Source organism: Thermobifida fusca YX (assembly GCF_000012405.1).
Lineage (GTDB): Bacteria > Actinomycetota > Actinomycetes > Streptosporangiales > Streptosporangiaceae > Thermobifida > Thermobifida fusca.
Genome location: NC_007333.1, coordinates 1,126,725 through 1,141,228, shown reverse-complemented (window position 1 = coordinate 1,141,228; position 14,504 = coordinate 1,126,725). Strand labels below are relative to the sequence as shown.

Sequence of the window (14,504 nt, the reverse complement as noted above, 5' to 3'; positions counted from 1 at the left end):
AATAGGATGATCCAACACTGTCCCCCTTTTTCATCCTTGTTGTGGCCTGGAGGCCTTGGTGGTTGACCACGCTCTACTGCTTGCCGACTTGAAGAAGCAGGTCCGCGTCCTTGAAGAGGACCTGCGTGAGCGCAGCGAAGATCCGGAAGCGATCAACGAACACACCGGCATCCCGTTTGCCCATGAGTTGAAGCGGGAGTATCAGCGGGCGTTTGATGCTGGGCGCACAGCTGCTACCTATGGGGCCTGGCGCGATGAGCGGGTGACGCAGGCTGCGGTGGCGTGGGTGTTGGCCACCGTGTTCGTCCGCTTCTGCGAAGACAACCGGCTGTTGGAGCAGCCCTTTATCTCTGGGCCCAGGGATGCGAGTGGGCGTTATGACATTGCTCAGGAGTTGCGGGATGCGTGGGTGGCTGAGGACCGGTCGCGCACGGACCGTGACTGGCTGATCCACGCGTTTGAGGCGATGAGTGTGTCGCCGATTGTGCGGGGGTTGTTTGATCGGGCCCACAACCCCATGTGGACTATCACCCCTTCGCATCAGGCGGCTAAGAACCTCATCGCTTTTTGGCGCGAGGTCGGGGATGACGGCCACATCCGCCATGACTTCACCGACCCCGACTGGAACACCCGCTTCCTCGGCGACCTCTACCAAGATTTGTCTGAAGACATCCGCGAAAACTACGCGCTCTTTCAGACTCCGGAGTTTGTTGAGGAGTTCATCCTCGACTACACCCTTGAGCCCGCTATCGACGAATTCGGCCTGGATGGGCAAGGCGGCCGTGTCTACCAGGCTAACAGCCAAGGCTTCCGTTTGATCGACCCCACGTGTGGGTCGGGGCACTTCCTCATCGGCGCCTTCCACCGCATCCTTGCTCGTTGGCGGGAAGCCGCCCCCGGGGCCTCTGACTGGGATTTGATCGCCCGCACCCTAAGAAGCATCCACGGTGTGGACAAAAACCCCTACGCCGTCGCCATCGCCCGCTTTCGCCTGCTGATCGCGGCGATGAAAGAAGCAGGCATCACCACACTCTCCCAAGGCAACCCTGATTGGCCCATCGTCGTGGCCACCGGAGACTCCCTCATCCACGGGCGAGGAGCCCCACAGCGCAAGGAGACTCTGTTCGATGATGAGCAGGTCCACCACTATGCCACTGAGGATGTCTATAACTACCAAGCCGAATATGACCTGCTCGGGGTCAACAGCTACCACGCAGTGGTAGGCAACCCGCCCTACATCACCGTTAAAGACAAGAAAGAAAACCAGAATTATCGAGAACGATACCAAGCCTGCTATCGGGAATACGCACTTTCTGTTCCGTTTGCTGAACGGTTCTTTAACCTCGCCAAGCGAGCCGGTGGTGACGGAGCAGGCGCAGGATTCGTTGGACAGATTACCGCAAACTCGTTCATGAAACGCGAGTTCGGCAAAAAACTCATCAACGAATTCTTCCGTAACCAGGTACGCCTCACCCACATCATCGACACTTCTGGAGCTTATATCCCTGGGCATGGGACTCCGACGGTCATCCTGTTTGGTCGTAACATGCCCAACACCCATACCACGACTATCCGTGCGGTTCTTGGCATTCAGGGGGAACCTTCTCAGCCGGATAGCCCTGCCGACGGTTTGGTCTGGTCTGCCATAACCAACCAGATCGAACAACCAGGAAGCGAAAGCGAATGGATTAGTGTCTCTAATCTTCCCTGGGATCACTTCAAGAAACATCCGTGGAGTTTAAGCGGCGGCGGCGCTAATAAATTGATGCAATTTTTCCAAAAATGGAGCAAAGAGAAGCTTCAATCAAAAATTGAAGAAATTGGTTTTGGTGCAGTAACCCGAGAAGACAGCGCTTATATGGTAGGTCGAGGCACTCTCCTGCGCCACGGAATATCTAAAGAGAATCAGCGCCCACTCATCGAAGGCGATACCATAAGAGACTGGAATATCAGAAATTCACTGGTTTCTCTTTGGCCTTATCAAAGCGAGACTCTAGAAGCTTTTTCTGACGACGCGATTAATAAATTCCTCTATCCATACAGGAACATTCTAAGAAACCGAGTTGCATATGGAAATACTCAGCTAGAGCGTGGACTTAGCTGGTTTGAATACTCTATGTTCTTTTCGGAGAGATACAGGATTCCGCTTTCTATAGCTTTCGCTTTTGTGGCCACGCACAACCACTTCGTGTTGGATCGGGGTGGGAAGGTCTTCAACCGTACTGCTCCGGTGATCAAGCTTCCCGAGGGGGCTACGGAGGATCAGCATCTGGAGCTTTTGGGGGTGTTGAATTCTTCTACGGCCTGTTTCTGGCTCAAGCAGGTCAGTTATGACAAAGGAAGCCAGGGGCTTAAAGAGTGGGAAAGGTACGAGTTCACTGGTACGAAGCTTCAGGAGTTTCCGCTTCCTGACTCTTTGCCGTTGGAGCGTGCTCGGGAGTTGGATGCTCTCGCTCAGCAGCTTTCCTTGCTGGAGCCGTCAGCGGTGGTGGAGGCTGGCACGCCGTCCCGTGCTGGGTTGAATGAGGCGCGTGCGGAGTATTTCAGGATTCGATCCCGCATGATTGCGCTGCAAGAAGAGTTGGACTGGGATGTCTATCACCGTTATGGCCTCATCAGCGATGCTGAGCGTGCTGAGTTGGTGATACCTGATACGGCTGCGGTGCCGGGGATTGCGTTTGGGGAGCGGGCGTTTGAGATCGTGCTGGCCCGCAAACTCGCCGCAGGCGAGGTGAAGACCGAATGGTTCGCTCGGCATGGTGCCACCCCGATTACGGAGATTCCTGCGCATTGGCCTGAGGCGTACAAGCGGGTGGTGGCTCGTCGGATCGAGTTCATCGAATCCCGCAAAGACCTCGCTCTTCTGGAGCGTCCCGAGTACAAGCGGCGCTGGCATGCCGAGCCTTGGGAGAAGAAGGAAAAGGCGGCGCTGAAAGCCTGGCTGCTGGACAAGTGCGAGACCCGGCAGATCTGGTTTGCCCCCACTGAGAGTGGTGAGGAAGCCCCGCGAGTGCGTACGGTGGTGGAGTTGGCTAACCGGTTGCGGGATGTCTGTCCTGAAGCGGTGGCTGTGGCTGATCTTTATGATCCGGATGCTGACTTCACCGATGTGATCGCCCAGATCGTAGAAGCAGAGCATGTGCCCTACCTGGCGGCATGGCGTTACAAAGAATCCGGCCTGCGTAAACGCCAGCAGTGGGAAGAAGTCTGGCACCTCCAGCGCCAAGAAGATGCTCTCAACGCCGAGCGGGCTGAAGGCGAGCCTGAGCGGCGGCTCGACATTCCGGTGCCACCGCGTTACACCTCCGCGGACTTCCGCAAGCCCTCCTACTGGGCTAATCGCGGAAAGCTGGATGTGCCCAAGGAACGCTTCATCTCCTATCCGGGTGCGGAAACCGACCAGGACGGCTCCCTGGTGCTCGGCTGGGCCGGATGGGATCACGCCCAGCAAGTCCAAGCCCTCACTGATCTAGCGTTCAACCGGCTTGACGAACACGGCTGGGTCGACGACCGCGACAAAATGACCCCGCTGCTAGCCGGGTTGGTCGAACTGCGGCCGTGGGTGCGCCAGTGGCACACCACCCCGGATGAGTACGGGCAAAGCCCTGCCGACTACCTGGATGAAGACCTCGCCGAGCTCAAAGACCGCACCGGCATCACCGACAGCGACATGCAAGCATGGCGGCCTAAAACCACCCGCCGAGGTGGTCGCAAAAAGGCAAGCTAACCCGGTATAAACCCAGTGGCCCTGTCCTCCTGTGGCGGTCGGGACAGGGCCACTGCCGTACAGGTCTTCTTTTTTTAGATGTCGGTGATGCGGATACCCGCGTGGGCCTTGTAACGGCGGTTGATCGAAATCAGGTTGGCGGTGAACGCCTCCACCTGGTGGGCGTTGCGCAGGCGCCCGCCGTAAACTCCCCGCACCCCGGGGATACGGGCCGCCAAAGCGCGCACAACATCGGTGGCTTCACGGTCGTCCCCGAGCACGAGCACGTCCAAATCCACCTTCTCGACCTCGGGGTCCAGCAAAAGCACGGCGGACACGTGGTGGAACGCGGCCACCACGCGGCTGTCCGGCAGGATCGCGGCAGCCTGCTCGGCAGCGCTCCCCTCCTCAACCGGCAGCGCATACGCGCCGCGCTTGTCGAAACCCAGCGGGTTCACACAGTCGACGACGATCTTGCCCGCCAGCACATCCTTCAACGACTCCAGCAGGGCACGGTGACCGTCCCACGGAACCGCCACGATCACCACGTCCCCGGCCTCGGCCGCGCCCGCGTTGTCCATGCCGCGGACCGGCAAGCCCTCGCCCAACTCGGCGGCAACCGCCTGGGCCCGCTCCGCGCTCCGCGAACCGAGAATCACCTCGTGCCCGGCCATCGCGAACCGGCGCGCCAAGCCGCGGCCCTGATCACCCGTGCCCCCCAGCACGGCAATCGACAGGCCAGAGACGTCAGGAAGATCGTGCGGAGAACTCTTCGATGCCATAATCATGATCATGTCAACAGGGGTGTCGGCCGTGGTACACCGCCCCCTGTTTACCCACGGTCACCACTCGTTCCACTCGCGGTCCTCTTCCTCCCACTGCTCGTTGCGCTGGCGGGCCCGCTCCAACGCCGCCTCAGCGGACGCCCGGTCCGGGTATGGGCCGAGCCGGTCCTTCGTCGGACTGCCCGGGCCGCGCTCCACCTTCCCCGTCTTCAGCGAATACCACCACTTGTCCTCCCCGTCCTCCGGGGTGGGAAGGACATCCCGGCGCCGTTTACCGAACACGGACTTCTCCCGTCAGTCGCTGACTACACTCGTATTCCATGACTACCCCGCTGGTACCCGGGCGTATCTCGCCCCCACGAACGGTCCCGCCGTCCATCCCCCGGCCCGAATACGTCGGTAAGAAACATCCCGTCAAAGGGGTCGCTGGGGATGTGCAGACCCCGGAGACCATCGAAGCCATGCGGGTGGCCGGCCGGATCGCTGCGCAAGCACTCCAAGAAGTCGGCAAACACGTGAAGCCCGGCGTCACCACAGACGAACTCGACCGGATCGGCCACGAGTTCCTGTGCGACCACGGCGCCTACCCCAGCCCGCTCGGCTACAAGGGCTTCCCCAAGTCGCTGTGCACGTCCATCAACGAAGTCATCTGCCACGGCATCCCCGACGACACCGTCCTCCAGGACGGTGACATCATCAACATCGACGTCACCGCCTACATCCACGGGGTGCACGGCGACACCAACGCCACCTTCCTCGTCGGCGACGTCGACGAAGAATCCCGGCTGCTCGTGGAACGCACCCGCGAAGCCCTCATGCGCGGCATCCAAGCGTGCAAGCCAGGCCGGCAGATCAACGTCATCGGCCGGGTCATCGAGTCCTACGCCAAACGCTTCGGCTACGGCGTGGTGCGCGACTTCACCGGGCACGGTGTGGGGCCCGAATTCCACTCCGGGCTGATCATCCCCCACTACGACGACCCGAGCGCCGACACGGTCATGGTTCCCGGGATGACCTTCACCATCGAACCCATGATCACCCTGGGCACCATCGACTACGAAGTCTGGGACGACGGGTGGACCGCGGTCACCAAAGACCGCAAACGCACCGCCCAGTTCGAACACACCCTCGTCATCACCGACGACGGCGCAGAAATCCTCACCCTCCCCTGACACCCGGGCTGCCCGCGGGGCATGCCGGGACAGGAGGATGTCCTCAAGGCACTGGGAGAAGAAGTCGACGGCGGCAGACACCAGCGGCCGAGCCTGCCGCCGTGGCTTCCCCGCGTGCGTGGCGGCGGATGCCACCGCTTCCGCGCGGCTGCACTGGGAAGTATTCCCCGCGGCACAGGCTGATAAGCCCGCTGAGCGGGGGCGCGCCCGACCACTCCCCTACCCGCACACCAGGCGGAACCGGGCCGTCCGCGCACGCAAAGGCCGCCCGTGCTCCGATGACACCTCGACATGATCCCCACGAGCATGCCGAACGCACCGAAGCCGAGGTGCACCGCGGACCGGCCACGGCGACCACGTCCAGCTCTGGGAACCGACAAGCCGATTCCCGACGGCCTAGCCGGAACGGGCGGCTACCCAAAGCATATGTCGAACCACGCGGAATTGCCCCGCCGTTCCACCCGCCCCCGGTGCCCGGCATTATCCGGGAAAAACGCGTTTTCGCTGCACAAACAGGAGGAGAAAACAGCCCGCGTGCGGGACGGTGGCCGTATCCGGCCATTGACCAGGGCTTCTGCCGCCTATCATTGAGCTGAATCTCACACCGGGTCGTCGTGCCGGTACGCTTCCCAACCCCCGACTCGCCAAAAACCGTTCCGAACCGCTACCGTTCCGCCCATGATGGGGCACTCTCACGCGCTGAGCGGCGTGGTTGGATGGATGGCTGTCGTCCCCCTGCTCAACAAGGTGGACGTTCTCGGCATCAACTTTGAACTCGGATCCGGGGAAATCATCGCGGGCGGGCTCGTCTGCGCGGGCGCCGCGCTCATCCCCGACCTCGACCACAAGAGCGCAACCATCACCAAAACCTACGGGGTGTTCACCGAAACCCTCGGCGCGTTCTTCAACTGGGCGTTCGGCGGGCACCGCAACGGCACCCATTCACTGCTGTTCGCGCTACTCCTCGGCGGATTCGCGCAACTCCTCGTCCTCTGGTCCGAACTCGCCGCCCAAATATTCGTCTTCCTGCTCATCGGGATCGCGTTCAACGGGCTCGGCTACGGCATGGAGAAAAACCGGGTCGCCGCCGAATTCATCAACGCGCTCGCCACCGCGGGAATCACACTCGCCCTCTACAGTTCGGGCGTCGACTATTCATGGCTCGGCCTGGCCGTGGCCTACGGGTGCCTCCTGCACTACCTGGGAGACATTGCCACCCAGATGGGGGTGCCGCTGCTGTGGCCGTTCTGGAAATACCGGTTCGGGCAGAACATCGGCTTCAAAACCGACGGGCCCGTGGAACGCAAAGTCATCACCCCCATGCTCACCATCTCCATCGTGCTCATGTCCATCTACCTGTTCCCGTGGAAAGAACTCATCCCCGACCTGTGACCCCCTCGTCTCCTAGGCTGGGCCTGTGACACGCACCTCAGAAAACCTCAGTCCGGAACTGCACGCCTACCTGGTCGCGCACAGCACCCCCGTCGACGAAGTGCTGACCGACCTGGCCGCGGAAACCGAACGGCTCTTCCCCGACCACGTCGGCATGCAGATCGCCCCCGAACAAGGACTGTTCCTCACCCTGCTCACCCAGCTCATCGGGGCACGCAACATCGTCGAAGTCGGCACCTTCACCGGGTATTCGTCGATCTGCCTGGCCCGCGGCCTCCCCAACGACGGCACCCTGCTCGCCTGCGACGTCAGCGAAGAATGGACCGCGGTGGCGCGCCGCTACTGGCAGCGGGCCGGGGTCGCCGACCGGATCGACCTGCGGCTCGCCCCCGCCCTCGACACGCTGCGCGCCCTCCCCGAAGAACCCCAGTTCGACCTGGCGTTCATCGACGCCGACAAAGAGTCCTACATCGCCTACTGGGAAGAACTCGTGCCGCGGGTGCGGCCCGGCGGGGTGCTGCTCGCCGACAACGTGTTCTCGCACAGCCGGGTCCTCGACCCCGCGCAGACCGCGGCCCGCGTGCAAGCCATCCGCGACTTCAACGTGCACGCCCGCGACGACACGCGGGTCGACCTGGTCATCCTCCCCATCGGCGACGGCTTCACCCTGGCGCGGCGCAGATAGCCCCCGCGCACCAGGGCGGCAGGGCGGGGCGCGGCCCCGCCCTTACCGTCCCTTTACCCGCGGTGGAGACGTCCCCAGTGTGATCGCCTCCCCAACCCACCCCACCTCCGCCTGCTTCCACGACGCCTTCGTGCTCCGCTATCCGCGGCACAGCCTGCTGCTCGTCGGCGGGCTTCCCGGCGCGGGGAAAAGCACCCTGCTGGCCCGCCTCTACGGGCTGTCCGGGCGGGAAACCGCACCCGTGCGCACCCGGGACGGGGTGTGGGTCCTCGACTCGCTGCACGCCCGCAACCGGCTCACCCCCTATCTGCGGGCCGTCCCCTACCCGCTGTGGCGGTGGGCCACCCACCTGCTGCACTACGTGCGGGTCTTCGCCGCCCTGCGGCGCCGCGCCCCCGTCGTCGTCCACGAAACCGGTACGCGCCGGACTGTGCGCCGCCTGCTCGCGCTGTACTGCCGGATCACCGGCGCGGAACTCCACCTGCTGTTCGTGGACGCTACCCCCGCGGAAGCGCGGCGCGGCCAAGACATGCGCGGCCGCCGCGTCAGCGAACGCAGCTTCCGCACCCACCAGCGCCGGTGGCTGGCGCTGCGCCGCGCCATAGCGCGCGACCCGCAGCAGGCCGTGCCCGAAGCACGGTCCCTCGTCCTCGTGACCCGGGGCGAAGCCGCGTGCCTCCACCGGATCGACTTCACCGGCCGGGCTGCTTCCAGGGTGGTGCCCGCGGCGCGTCCCGTCCCCGTACCACGCACCCCGCCGCGGAAGACCCCGGTTGCGGTGCCGCGGGCGATCCCACCCCCGCCGGAGGCCCGCCGCAGCCCGGGGGCATAATCCCGTCGGGGCCGAAAGTTATCCACAGCGGTGTCGGCCCCGGGAGAGATCCGGTCCAAGAGTGGGACAATCATGCAATGACTTCGCTGCTCACCACCATCGCGATCTTCGGCCTCGGCGGGGCCGTACTCAACGTTGCGCTGCAAGGACTGCTGCTCACCCTCATCGGCCGTTCCACCAAAACCGGGCCGCGTCTCGTCTCCGGGATCGCCATCGCCCTGCTGCTTCTCGCCTTGCCCACCCTGGCCGCGGGCCGTCTGCTGAGCACTGTGCCCCAGGCCGGGTTCGCGTCCGCGTTCACCGTGGCGCTGTGCACGGCCCTGCTCATCCTCGGTTCCACGCTCGTCTTCTCCACGATTGCGGCGCGGCGCGCCACCCAAGCCAAAGCGCTCCCGCAACTGTCCGGGCCCACCCTCTACGTGGGCGGGCTCGCCACCTGTGTCCTCGTCGGCGTCCTCGGCGCCGTCACCGCACTCCTCCTCGTCTAACCCGGGCTCCCGCACCGCCCGGGCTCACCGGCACGTCCGAGAAAACGGCCTGAGGCGTCCTGAGCGGCACCGGGCGCGGCAACCCTGGGTGAGGGGGTGGGTCCGCGCTATTGCGCCGCCAGGCGCGCCCCTCGCCGTCGCAGCACTCCGCCCGCATCCGGTGTCCCCGCCGGATGCGGGGACACGCACACACCAAGGGGGCCGCCCTGCGGGCGGCCCCCTTCGCCTGTCTGCCCGTTTACGCAGGCCCGCGGCCCGCCCCTCCTAGGGTTGCGGTTCCTGTTCCGGCTGCTCCGGTCCCGGCTGGCCCTGCTGCTGGCTGGTCCGGCGGTGCAGCGACGCCAGGTAGGCGTTGTACGCGTCCAAGTCGGCGTCCTCCGAACCGCCGCGCTGGCTGTGCCGCTCGCGGCGGCGCTCCGTGCGCTCCTCGTCCCGCGCCCACTGCACCACCAGCGCGATCAGCACCAGCATCGTCGGGATCTCGCCGAGCGCCCACGCCACGCCGCCGCCCGCGTACTGGTCGTCAGCGAGGCTGTCCCGCCACGGCACCTCGAACTGGCCGTAGTACTCCATGCCGAGCGGCTCGGACTTCATCATGATCGCCACGCCGAAGAACGCGTGGAAGCCCATCGCCACCAGCAGCAGCACGATCCGCAGCAGGAACGGGATCTTCCGCGGCGCCGGGTCCACCCCGATGATGATCCAGTAGAACAGGAAACCCGACAGCAGGAAGTGCACGTTCATGAACACGTGCCCCAAGTGGTCCTGCATCAGGGTGCCGAACAGCGGCGTGAAATACAGCGCGTAGATGCTGATGACGAACATGGGGGTGGCGAACCCGGGGTGCGTCACCAGGCGCGCATACCAGCCGTGCAGGAACGCGGTGAGCCACTCCCGCGGGCCGCGGTCCCCCCGCTGCTTCGCCGGGCGCAGCGCGCGCAGCGCCAGCGTGGCCGGGGCGCCCAGCACCAGCAGGATCGGCACCAGCATCGACAGCACCATGTGCTGCACCATGTGCATGCTGAACAGCACATACGAGTAGGTGCCCACACCGGTGAGCAAGGCGATGCCCAGCACCAGCAGGCCCGCGAACCACGCGGCGGTGCGCCCCCACGGCCAGGAGTCGCCGCGGCGCTGCAACCGGATCACCCCGGCCGCATACAAGCCGCCCAGCGCCACGATGACCAGGATGAAGAACAAGTCGGGGCGCCACTCGGTGAGCAGGGTCCGCAAGCTCATCGGCGGCGGCATGGAAAACCCAGTGAGGTTGCGGAACGCGTCCGTGGCCCGGTTGAGGTCCGGGGGCGGGGCGGTGCGGCTCAACGCGGCCGCCAACCCCATCGCCGCCGCCATCACCACGACTTCCACGCCCGCGAACCGCAGGAACAGGCGGCGGCCCGAATCCTCGGTGATCTGAGGGACCGTGCGGGTGCGGTGCACCCAGCCCAGCGCACCCAAGATGACGAAGACCGCCACTTTGGCGAGCATCACCTGGCCGTAGGCGGTGGTGAACAGGCTCGCCACGCTCGTCAGCCGGCTTGCCGCGCTCGCCAGGCCGCTCAGCGCCACACCGATCCACGCCCACAGCGCCATCGTGCTGAACCGCTGCACCGCGGTCGGCACGTGCTCGCCGCTGCCGCGCATCGCGTGGAAGAACAAGGCGGCCAGCCCGCCCACCCACAAGGCGACCGACGCCACATGCAGCGACAAGCCGACGATCGCCATCTCATGGCTGCCCGCGGAAGAAGCGTGCCCGGTTAGCGGGGGCGGCAGCATGCCGACCAGCACCAGCAGGCTGAGCAGTGCCGCGCCCGTGGCGGTCACCACCACGCGGCCGATCAGTGCGGCGCCCAGCGCGCCCAGGATCGTCAACAGCAGCCCGATCCCCTGCGGGACCGAACTCGCGTAGCTGGTGATCTCGTTGCCGACGATCTCCGCGACCGGGCGGCCCAAAATGTCGGAGAGTTGGAACACCAGCGTGGCTGCGGCCGCGCCCGCCCACACCAGGGCGGCCCACGAGGCGGCGCGCACATAGCCTTGCGCCTGCTCGCCCAGCTCGCCGTTGCGCGCAACCGGCAGCAGGAACACGGCGAGCACGATCAGGCCGAACGTCAGCGCGGCGGAGACGTCCATCACCGTCTTCGCGACCGGCAACCCCCAGCGGGTCAGCATTCCCGGATCCGGCAGCCCCGGCGTGATCTGGGGGTATCCGGCTCCGCCCAGCAGCATGGCGAGCACCAGCGCGATCAGGCAGACCGCTGCGGAAGCCGCAGCGACCAGCACGAGGGTCTCGCCCGCGGCGAGCGCGTTCGTTCTCACACGTTGATTACTGGGGGAAGCCACGCCCACGCTCCGTCGTCACTTGCTCTGTCCTCACGTCTTGCGGTGGTGGATGACCGCGGCGGCGATTCCCGCACCGACCACGATTCCGAGTGCTCCCCACAGCCACGGAACAACAATTTCGGCCGCGTCACCAAAAATCCAGGCCATCACCTTCAGTGCGGACACCACCCTTGCCGACAAGCCTAAACGAAGTACTACACGCCGTCGTTATCCACCCGCATAAGTACCGTATGTGTCGGTATCGCCACTTTCAGAATCCATTACGGACCGTAGAAACTCAACTTCAGTATGGCGAAAAGCCCCCGCGACAGCCGATTGGTGGAGACAATGGCCATGAGCGGCACCTGGCCGGCGCCCTGCTGGAGGGGGGCGGGGCATCCGGCCACGCCGCCACCCGACGTCCACGCCGGGCCGCGGCACCGGCGTGGGCGGCTGTCGGCGACAACCACACAAGGGGGCCAAGTGCGCCAATACGATCTCGTCATCCGATCCCGACGCGCAGTCACTCCCACGAGTGTGGGTCCCGCAGCGGTCGCCGTCGCCGACGGGCGCATCGCTGCCGTCGCCGACTACTTCGACGACCTACCCAGCCGGAAAGAAGTCGACCTCGGTGAGACCGCACTCCTGCCCGGCATGGTGGACGTCGACGCTGCCGTGCAAGCCCCCGGCCAACTGCTGTCGCAAGGGTATGCCCGCACGACCCGGGCAGCCGCGGCCGGGGGCATCACCACCCTCGTCGTCGCCCCCGCGCCCGCCCAGCCCGCCATCACCTCCACCGAAGCGCTCCGCGCCCACCTGCACGCCTCAGCCAGCAACAGCGCCACCCACGTCGCCTTCCTCGGCGGGATCACGCCGCGCAGCAGCTCCGCGGAACTCGCCGACCTGCGCGCCAACGGGGTCGTCGGCTTCGCCTGCTCCCTGTCCGACGAACTCATGGGCCTGCCCGCCCTCGACGACATCCACCTCAGCAAGAGCATGGCGGAAGTCGCCGCCATGGACGTGCCCATCGTCGTCCACGCCGAAGACGCCAACGAACTCGGCACCGTCGTCGGCCCCGGCAACAGTGCGCTGCTTGCCGCGCGGCCGCCGCGCGCCGAACGGCGCGGCCTGGAACGGGTGCTCGCCGCGGCCCGCTCCAGCGGGGCCCGCGTCCACATCTCCCCGTTCGTCGCCGCGGAATGCGCGGCCATCCTCGCCGCGGCCCGGGACATCGGCATCCCCGTCAGCGCCCAAACCTGCCCGCACTACCTGTGCCTGCCCGCCGAGCACGTACCCGACACCGACCCCTCCTACCGGTGCCGTCCCCCGCTGCGGTCCGACGCCAACCGCCAGGCACTGTGGAACGCCCTCCTGCACGGGGCGGAATCCTTCGGGGACGTCATCGTCGACTCGGTCGGCTCCGGGAACCGGCCGGGAACCGGGATTTCCGCGATCCGCTGGACCCTGCCCGCACTGTGGACCGCAGCCCAGAAACGCGGCTGCGGCCTCGCCGAACTCACCCAGTGGACCGCGCAACGCCCCGCCGAGCTGATGGGACTCGCCACCAAAGGGCGCATCCAAGTCGGCTACGACGCTGACCTGGTCGCTTTCGAACCGGACACCTTCCAACGGGTGCCCGCATCCGACGGAGGGCCCTACCGGGGGAGGAGGCTGCAAGGCCGAGTGACCGGTACGTGGCTGTGCGGTATCCCGGTACCTTCAGACGCGGACAACGACCCCTCGCCGCGTGGTGGTCCCCTGCTGTCCGCCTATCGCTAAGGGCACCGCGGAAGTCTCACGGCGCGGCGGCGACCCCGGTCGTCGTCCCCACAAGTGGGACGCGCCACCGGGATCGGTAGGGGAACACATCTGCTCGACACCGAGGAGGAACCGTGCGCGTCGGCGTGCCCCGTGAAATCAAAGACCATGAATACCGAGTAGCTATCACCCCGGCCGGCGTCCAGGAGCTCGTCCGGCACGGCCACGACGTCCTCATCGAACGCGACGCCGGTGTCGGCTCGGCCATCAGCAACGCCGAATACGCGGCCGCGGGCGCCCGCATCATCGACAGCGCCGACGAAGTGTGGGGAGCGGCCGACCTCGTCCTCAAAGTCAAAGAACCCGTCCCCGAGGAATACCACCGGCTCCGCCCCGGCCAAGTGCTCTTCGCCTACCTGCACCTGGCGGCGTCCCGGGACTGCACCGAAGCCCTCCTCAAGCACGGAGTCACCGCGATTGCCTACGAAACCGTGCAGCTTCCCGACGGGTCCCTGCCCCTGTTGGCGCCCATGTCGGAGATCGCGGGACGGCTCGCCCCCCAAGTCGGCGCGACCGCCTTGCAGCGCTCCAACGGCGGCCGCGGCGTCCTGCTCGGCGGAGTGCCCGGTGTGGGGCCCGCCAAAGTCATGGTGCTCGGCGCGGGTGTCTCCGGCATGAACGCCGCCCAAGTCGCGGCGGGCATGGGCGCGGAAGTCACCCTGCTCGACATCGACATCGCCAAACTGCGCCGGGCGGACGCCGTGTTCCAAGGCCGGGTGCGGACGCTGGCGTCCACCGCCTACGAGATTGAACGGACCGCCCTGGAATCCGACCTCATCATCGGAGCAGTGCTCATCCCCGGCGCGAAAGCCCCCACCCTGATCAGCAGCGACCTGGTCGCCCAGATGAAACCCGGCACCGTGCTCGTCGACATCGCCGTCGACCAAGGCGGCTGCTTCGCCGACTCGCGGCCCACCACCCACTCCGACCCCACGTACCCGGTGCACAACACGGTGTTCTACTGCGTGTCGAACATGCCCGGCGCGGTGCCCACCACGGCCACGCAGGCGCTGACCAAAGACACGCTGCGCTACGCGCTGGCCCTGGCGAACAAAGGCTGGCGGGACGCGCTCGCCGACGACCCGGCGCTCGCCGCAGGCCTCAACACGTTCGCGGGAGAACTCACCAACGAGGCCGTGGCCCAAGCCCACGGGATGGCGGCGCGCACCGTCACCGAAGTCGTGGCCGCGGGATAGCCCCTGCCCCGCGGCACCGTCTTTCCGTCACCCCGCCGTTCCTCTAGTGGTCGGGCCGGTAGAACAGATACCGTCAATGGTGCAGGACAGCGGCCAGACACCCGGCCG

Annotated in this window: 12 protein-coding genes; 8 read left to right on the top strand and 4 right to left on the bottom strand. The window is 65.8% G+C overall.

Annotated features, from left to right (window positions below; translation table 11 throughout):
• The first annotated feature begins 58 nt into the window (after positions 1 to 58).
• Positions 59 to 3,727, top strand: a complete 3,669-nt coding sequence (pglX, locus tag TFU_RS04840) for a BREX-2 system adenine-specific DNA-methyltransferase PglX (RefSeq protein WP_011291418.1) — start codon at positions 59 to 61, stop codon at positions 3,725 to 3,727.
• A 74-nt stretch (positions 3,728 to 3,801) separates the two neighbouring features.
• On the opposite strand, the gene npdG is transcribed toward pglX, so the two are convergent.
• Together npdG and TFU_RS04830 are read right to left on the bottom strand one after the other, a co-directional pair.
• Complete coding sequence (npdG, locus tag TFU_RS04835) at positions 3,802 to 4,488, bottom strand: NADPH-dependent F420 reductase (RefSeq protein WP_041428215.1); 687 nt, start codon at positions 4,486 to 4,488, stop codon at positions 3,802 to 3,804.
• 60 nt (positions 4,489 to 4,548) lie between these two features.
• On the bottom strand, positions 4,549 to 4,773 hold the full coding sequence (locus tag TFU_RS04830; protein ID WP_011291416.1) for a hypothetical protein: 225 nt from the start codon (positions 4,771 to 4,773) through the stop codon (positions 4,549 to 4,551).
• 38 nt (positions 4,774 to 4,811) lie between these two features.
• Here TFU_RS04830 and map point away from each other — a divergent pair, with 38 nt between their 5' ends.
• The 5 genes from map (at position 4,812) to TFU_RS04805 (ending at position 9,060) form a co-directional block, all read left to right on the top strand.
• The gene (gene map / locus TFU_RS04825; RefSeq protein WP_011291415.1) at positions 4,812 to 5,663 is read left to right on the top strand and encodes a type I methionyl aminopeptidase; all 852 of its coding nucleotides are present in this window, start codon (positions 4,812 to 4,814) and stop codon (positions 5,661 to 5,663) included.
• A 678-nt stretch (positions 5,664 to 6,341) separates the two neighbouring features.
• On the top strand, positions 6,342 to 7,055 hold the full coding sequence (locus TFU_RS04820; protein ID WP_011291414.1) for a metal-dependent hydrolase: 714 nt from the start codon (positions 6,342 to 6,344) through the stop codon (positions 7,053 to 7,055).
• A 25-nt stretch (positions 7,056 to 7,080) separates the two neighbouring features.
• Positions 7,081 to 7,740, top strand: a complete 660-nt coding sequence (locus TFU_RS04815) for an O-methyltransferase (RefSeq protein ID WP_011291413.1) — start codon at positions 7,081 to 7,083, stop codon at positions 7,738 to 7,740.
• A 79-nt stretch (positions 7,741 to 7,819) separates the two neighbouring features.
• Positions 7,820 to 8,572: an AAA family ATPase gene (locus TFU_RS04810; RefSeq protein ID WP_011291412.1), complete on the top strand. Its 753-nt coding sequence runs from the start codon at positions 7,820 to 7,822 to the stop codon at positions 8,570 to 8,572.
• Between the two features lie 77 nt (positions 8,573 to 8,649).
• Positions 8,650 to 9,060, top strand: coding sequence for a hypothetical protein (locus TFU_RS04805; RefSeq protein WP_011291411.1), 411 nt, complete (start codon positions 8,650 to 8,652; stop codon positions 9,058 to 9,060).
• Positions 9,061 to 9,324: 264 nt separating this feature from the next.
• On the opposite strand, the gene TFU_RS04800 is transcribed toward TFU_RS04805, so the two are convergent.
• Positions 9,325 to 11,379, bottom strand: a complete 2,055-nt coding sequence (locus tag TFU_RS04800) for a cytochrome c oxidase assembly protein (protein ID WP_041427798.1) — start codon at positions 11,377 to 11,379, stop codon at positions 9,325 to 9,327.
• A gap of 54 nt (positions 11,380 to 11,433) precedes the next feature.
• A complete protein-coding gene (locus TFU_RS16290; RefSeq protein ID WP_255266129.1) occupies positions 11,434 to 11,568 on the bottom strand; it encodes a hypothetical protein in 135 nt (44 codons plus the stop codon).
• Positions 11,569 to 11,865: 297 nt separating this feature from the next.
• Here TFU_RS16290 and TFU_RS04795 point away from each other — a divergent pair, with 297 nt between their 5' ends.
• Both TFU_RS04795 and ald read left to right on the top strand, forming a co-directional pair.
• Positions 11,866 to 13,161: an amidohydrolase family protein gene (locus TFU_RS04795; RefSeq protein WP_041427795.1), complete on the top strand. Its 1,296-nt coding sequence runs from the start codon at positions 11,866 to 11,868 to the stop codon at positions 13,159 to 13,161.
• A gap of 113 nt (positions 13,162 to 13,274) precedes the next feature.
• Positions 13,275 to 14,396 carry an alanine dehydrogenase gene (ald, locus tag TFU_RS04790; RefSeq protein WP_011291408.1) on the top strand — a complete coding sequence of 374 codons (1,122 nt, stop codon included), beginning with the start codon at positions 13,275 to 13,277 and terminating at the stop codon, positions 14,394 to 14,396.
• Positions 14,397 to 14,504 lie beyond the last annotated feature (108 nt).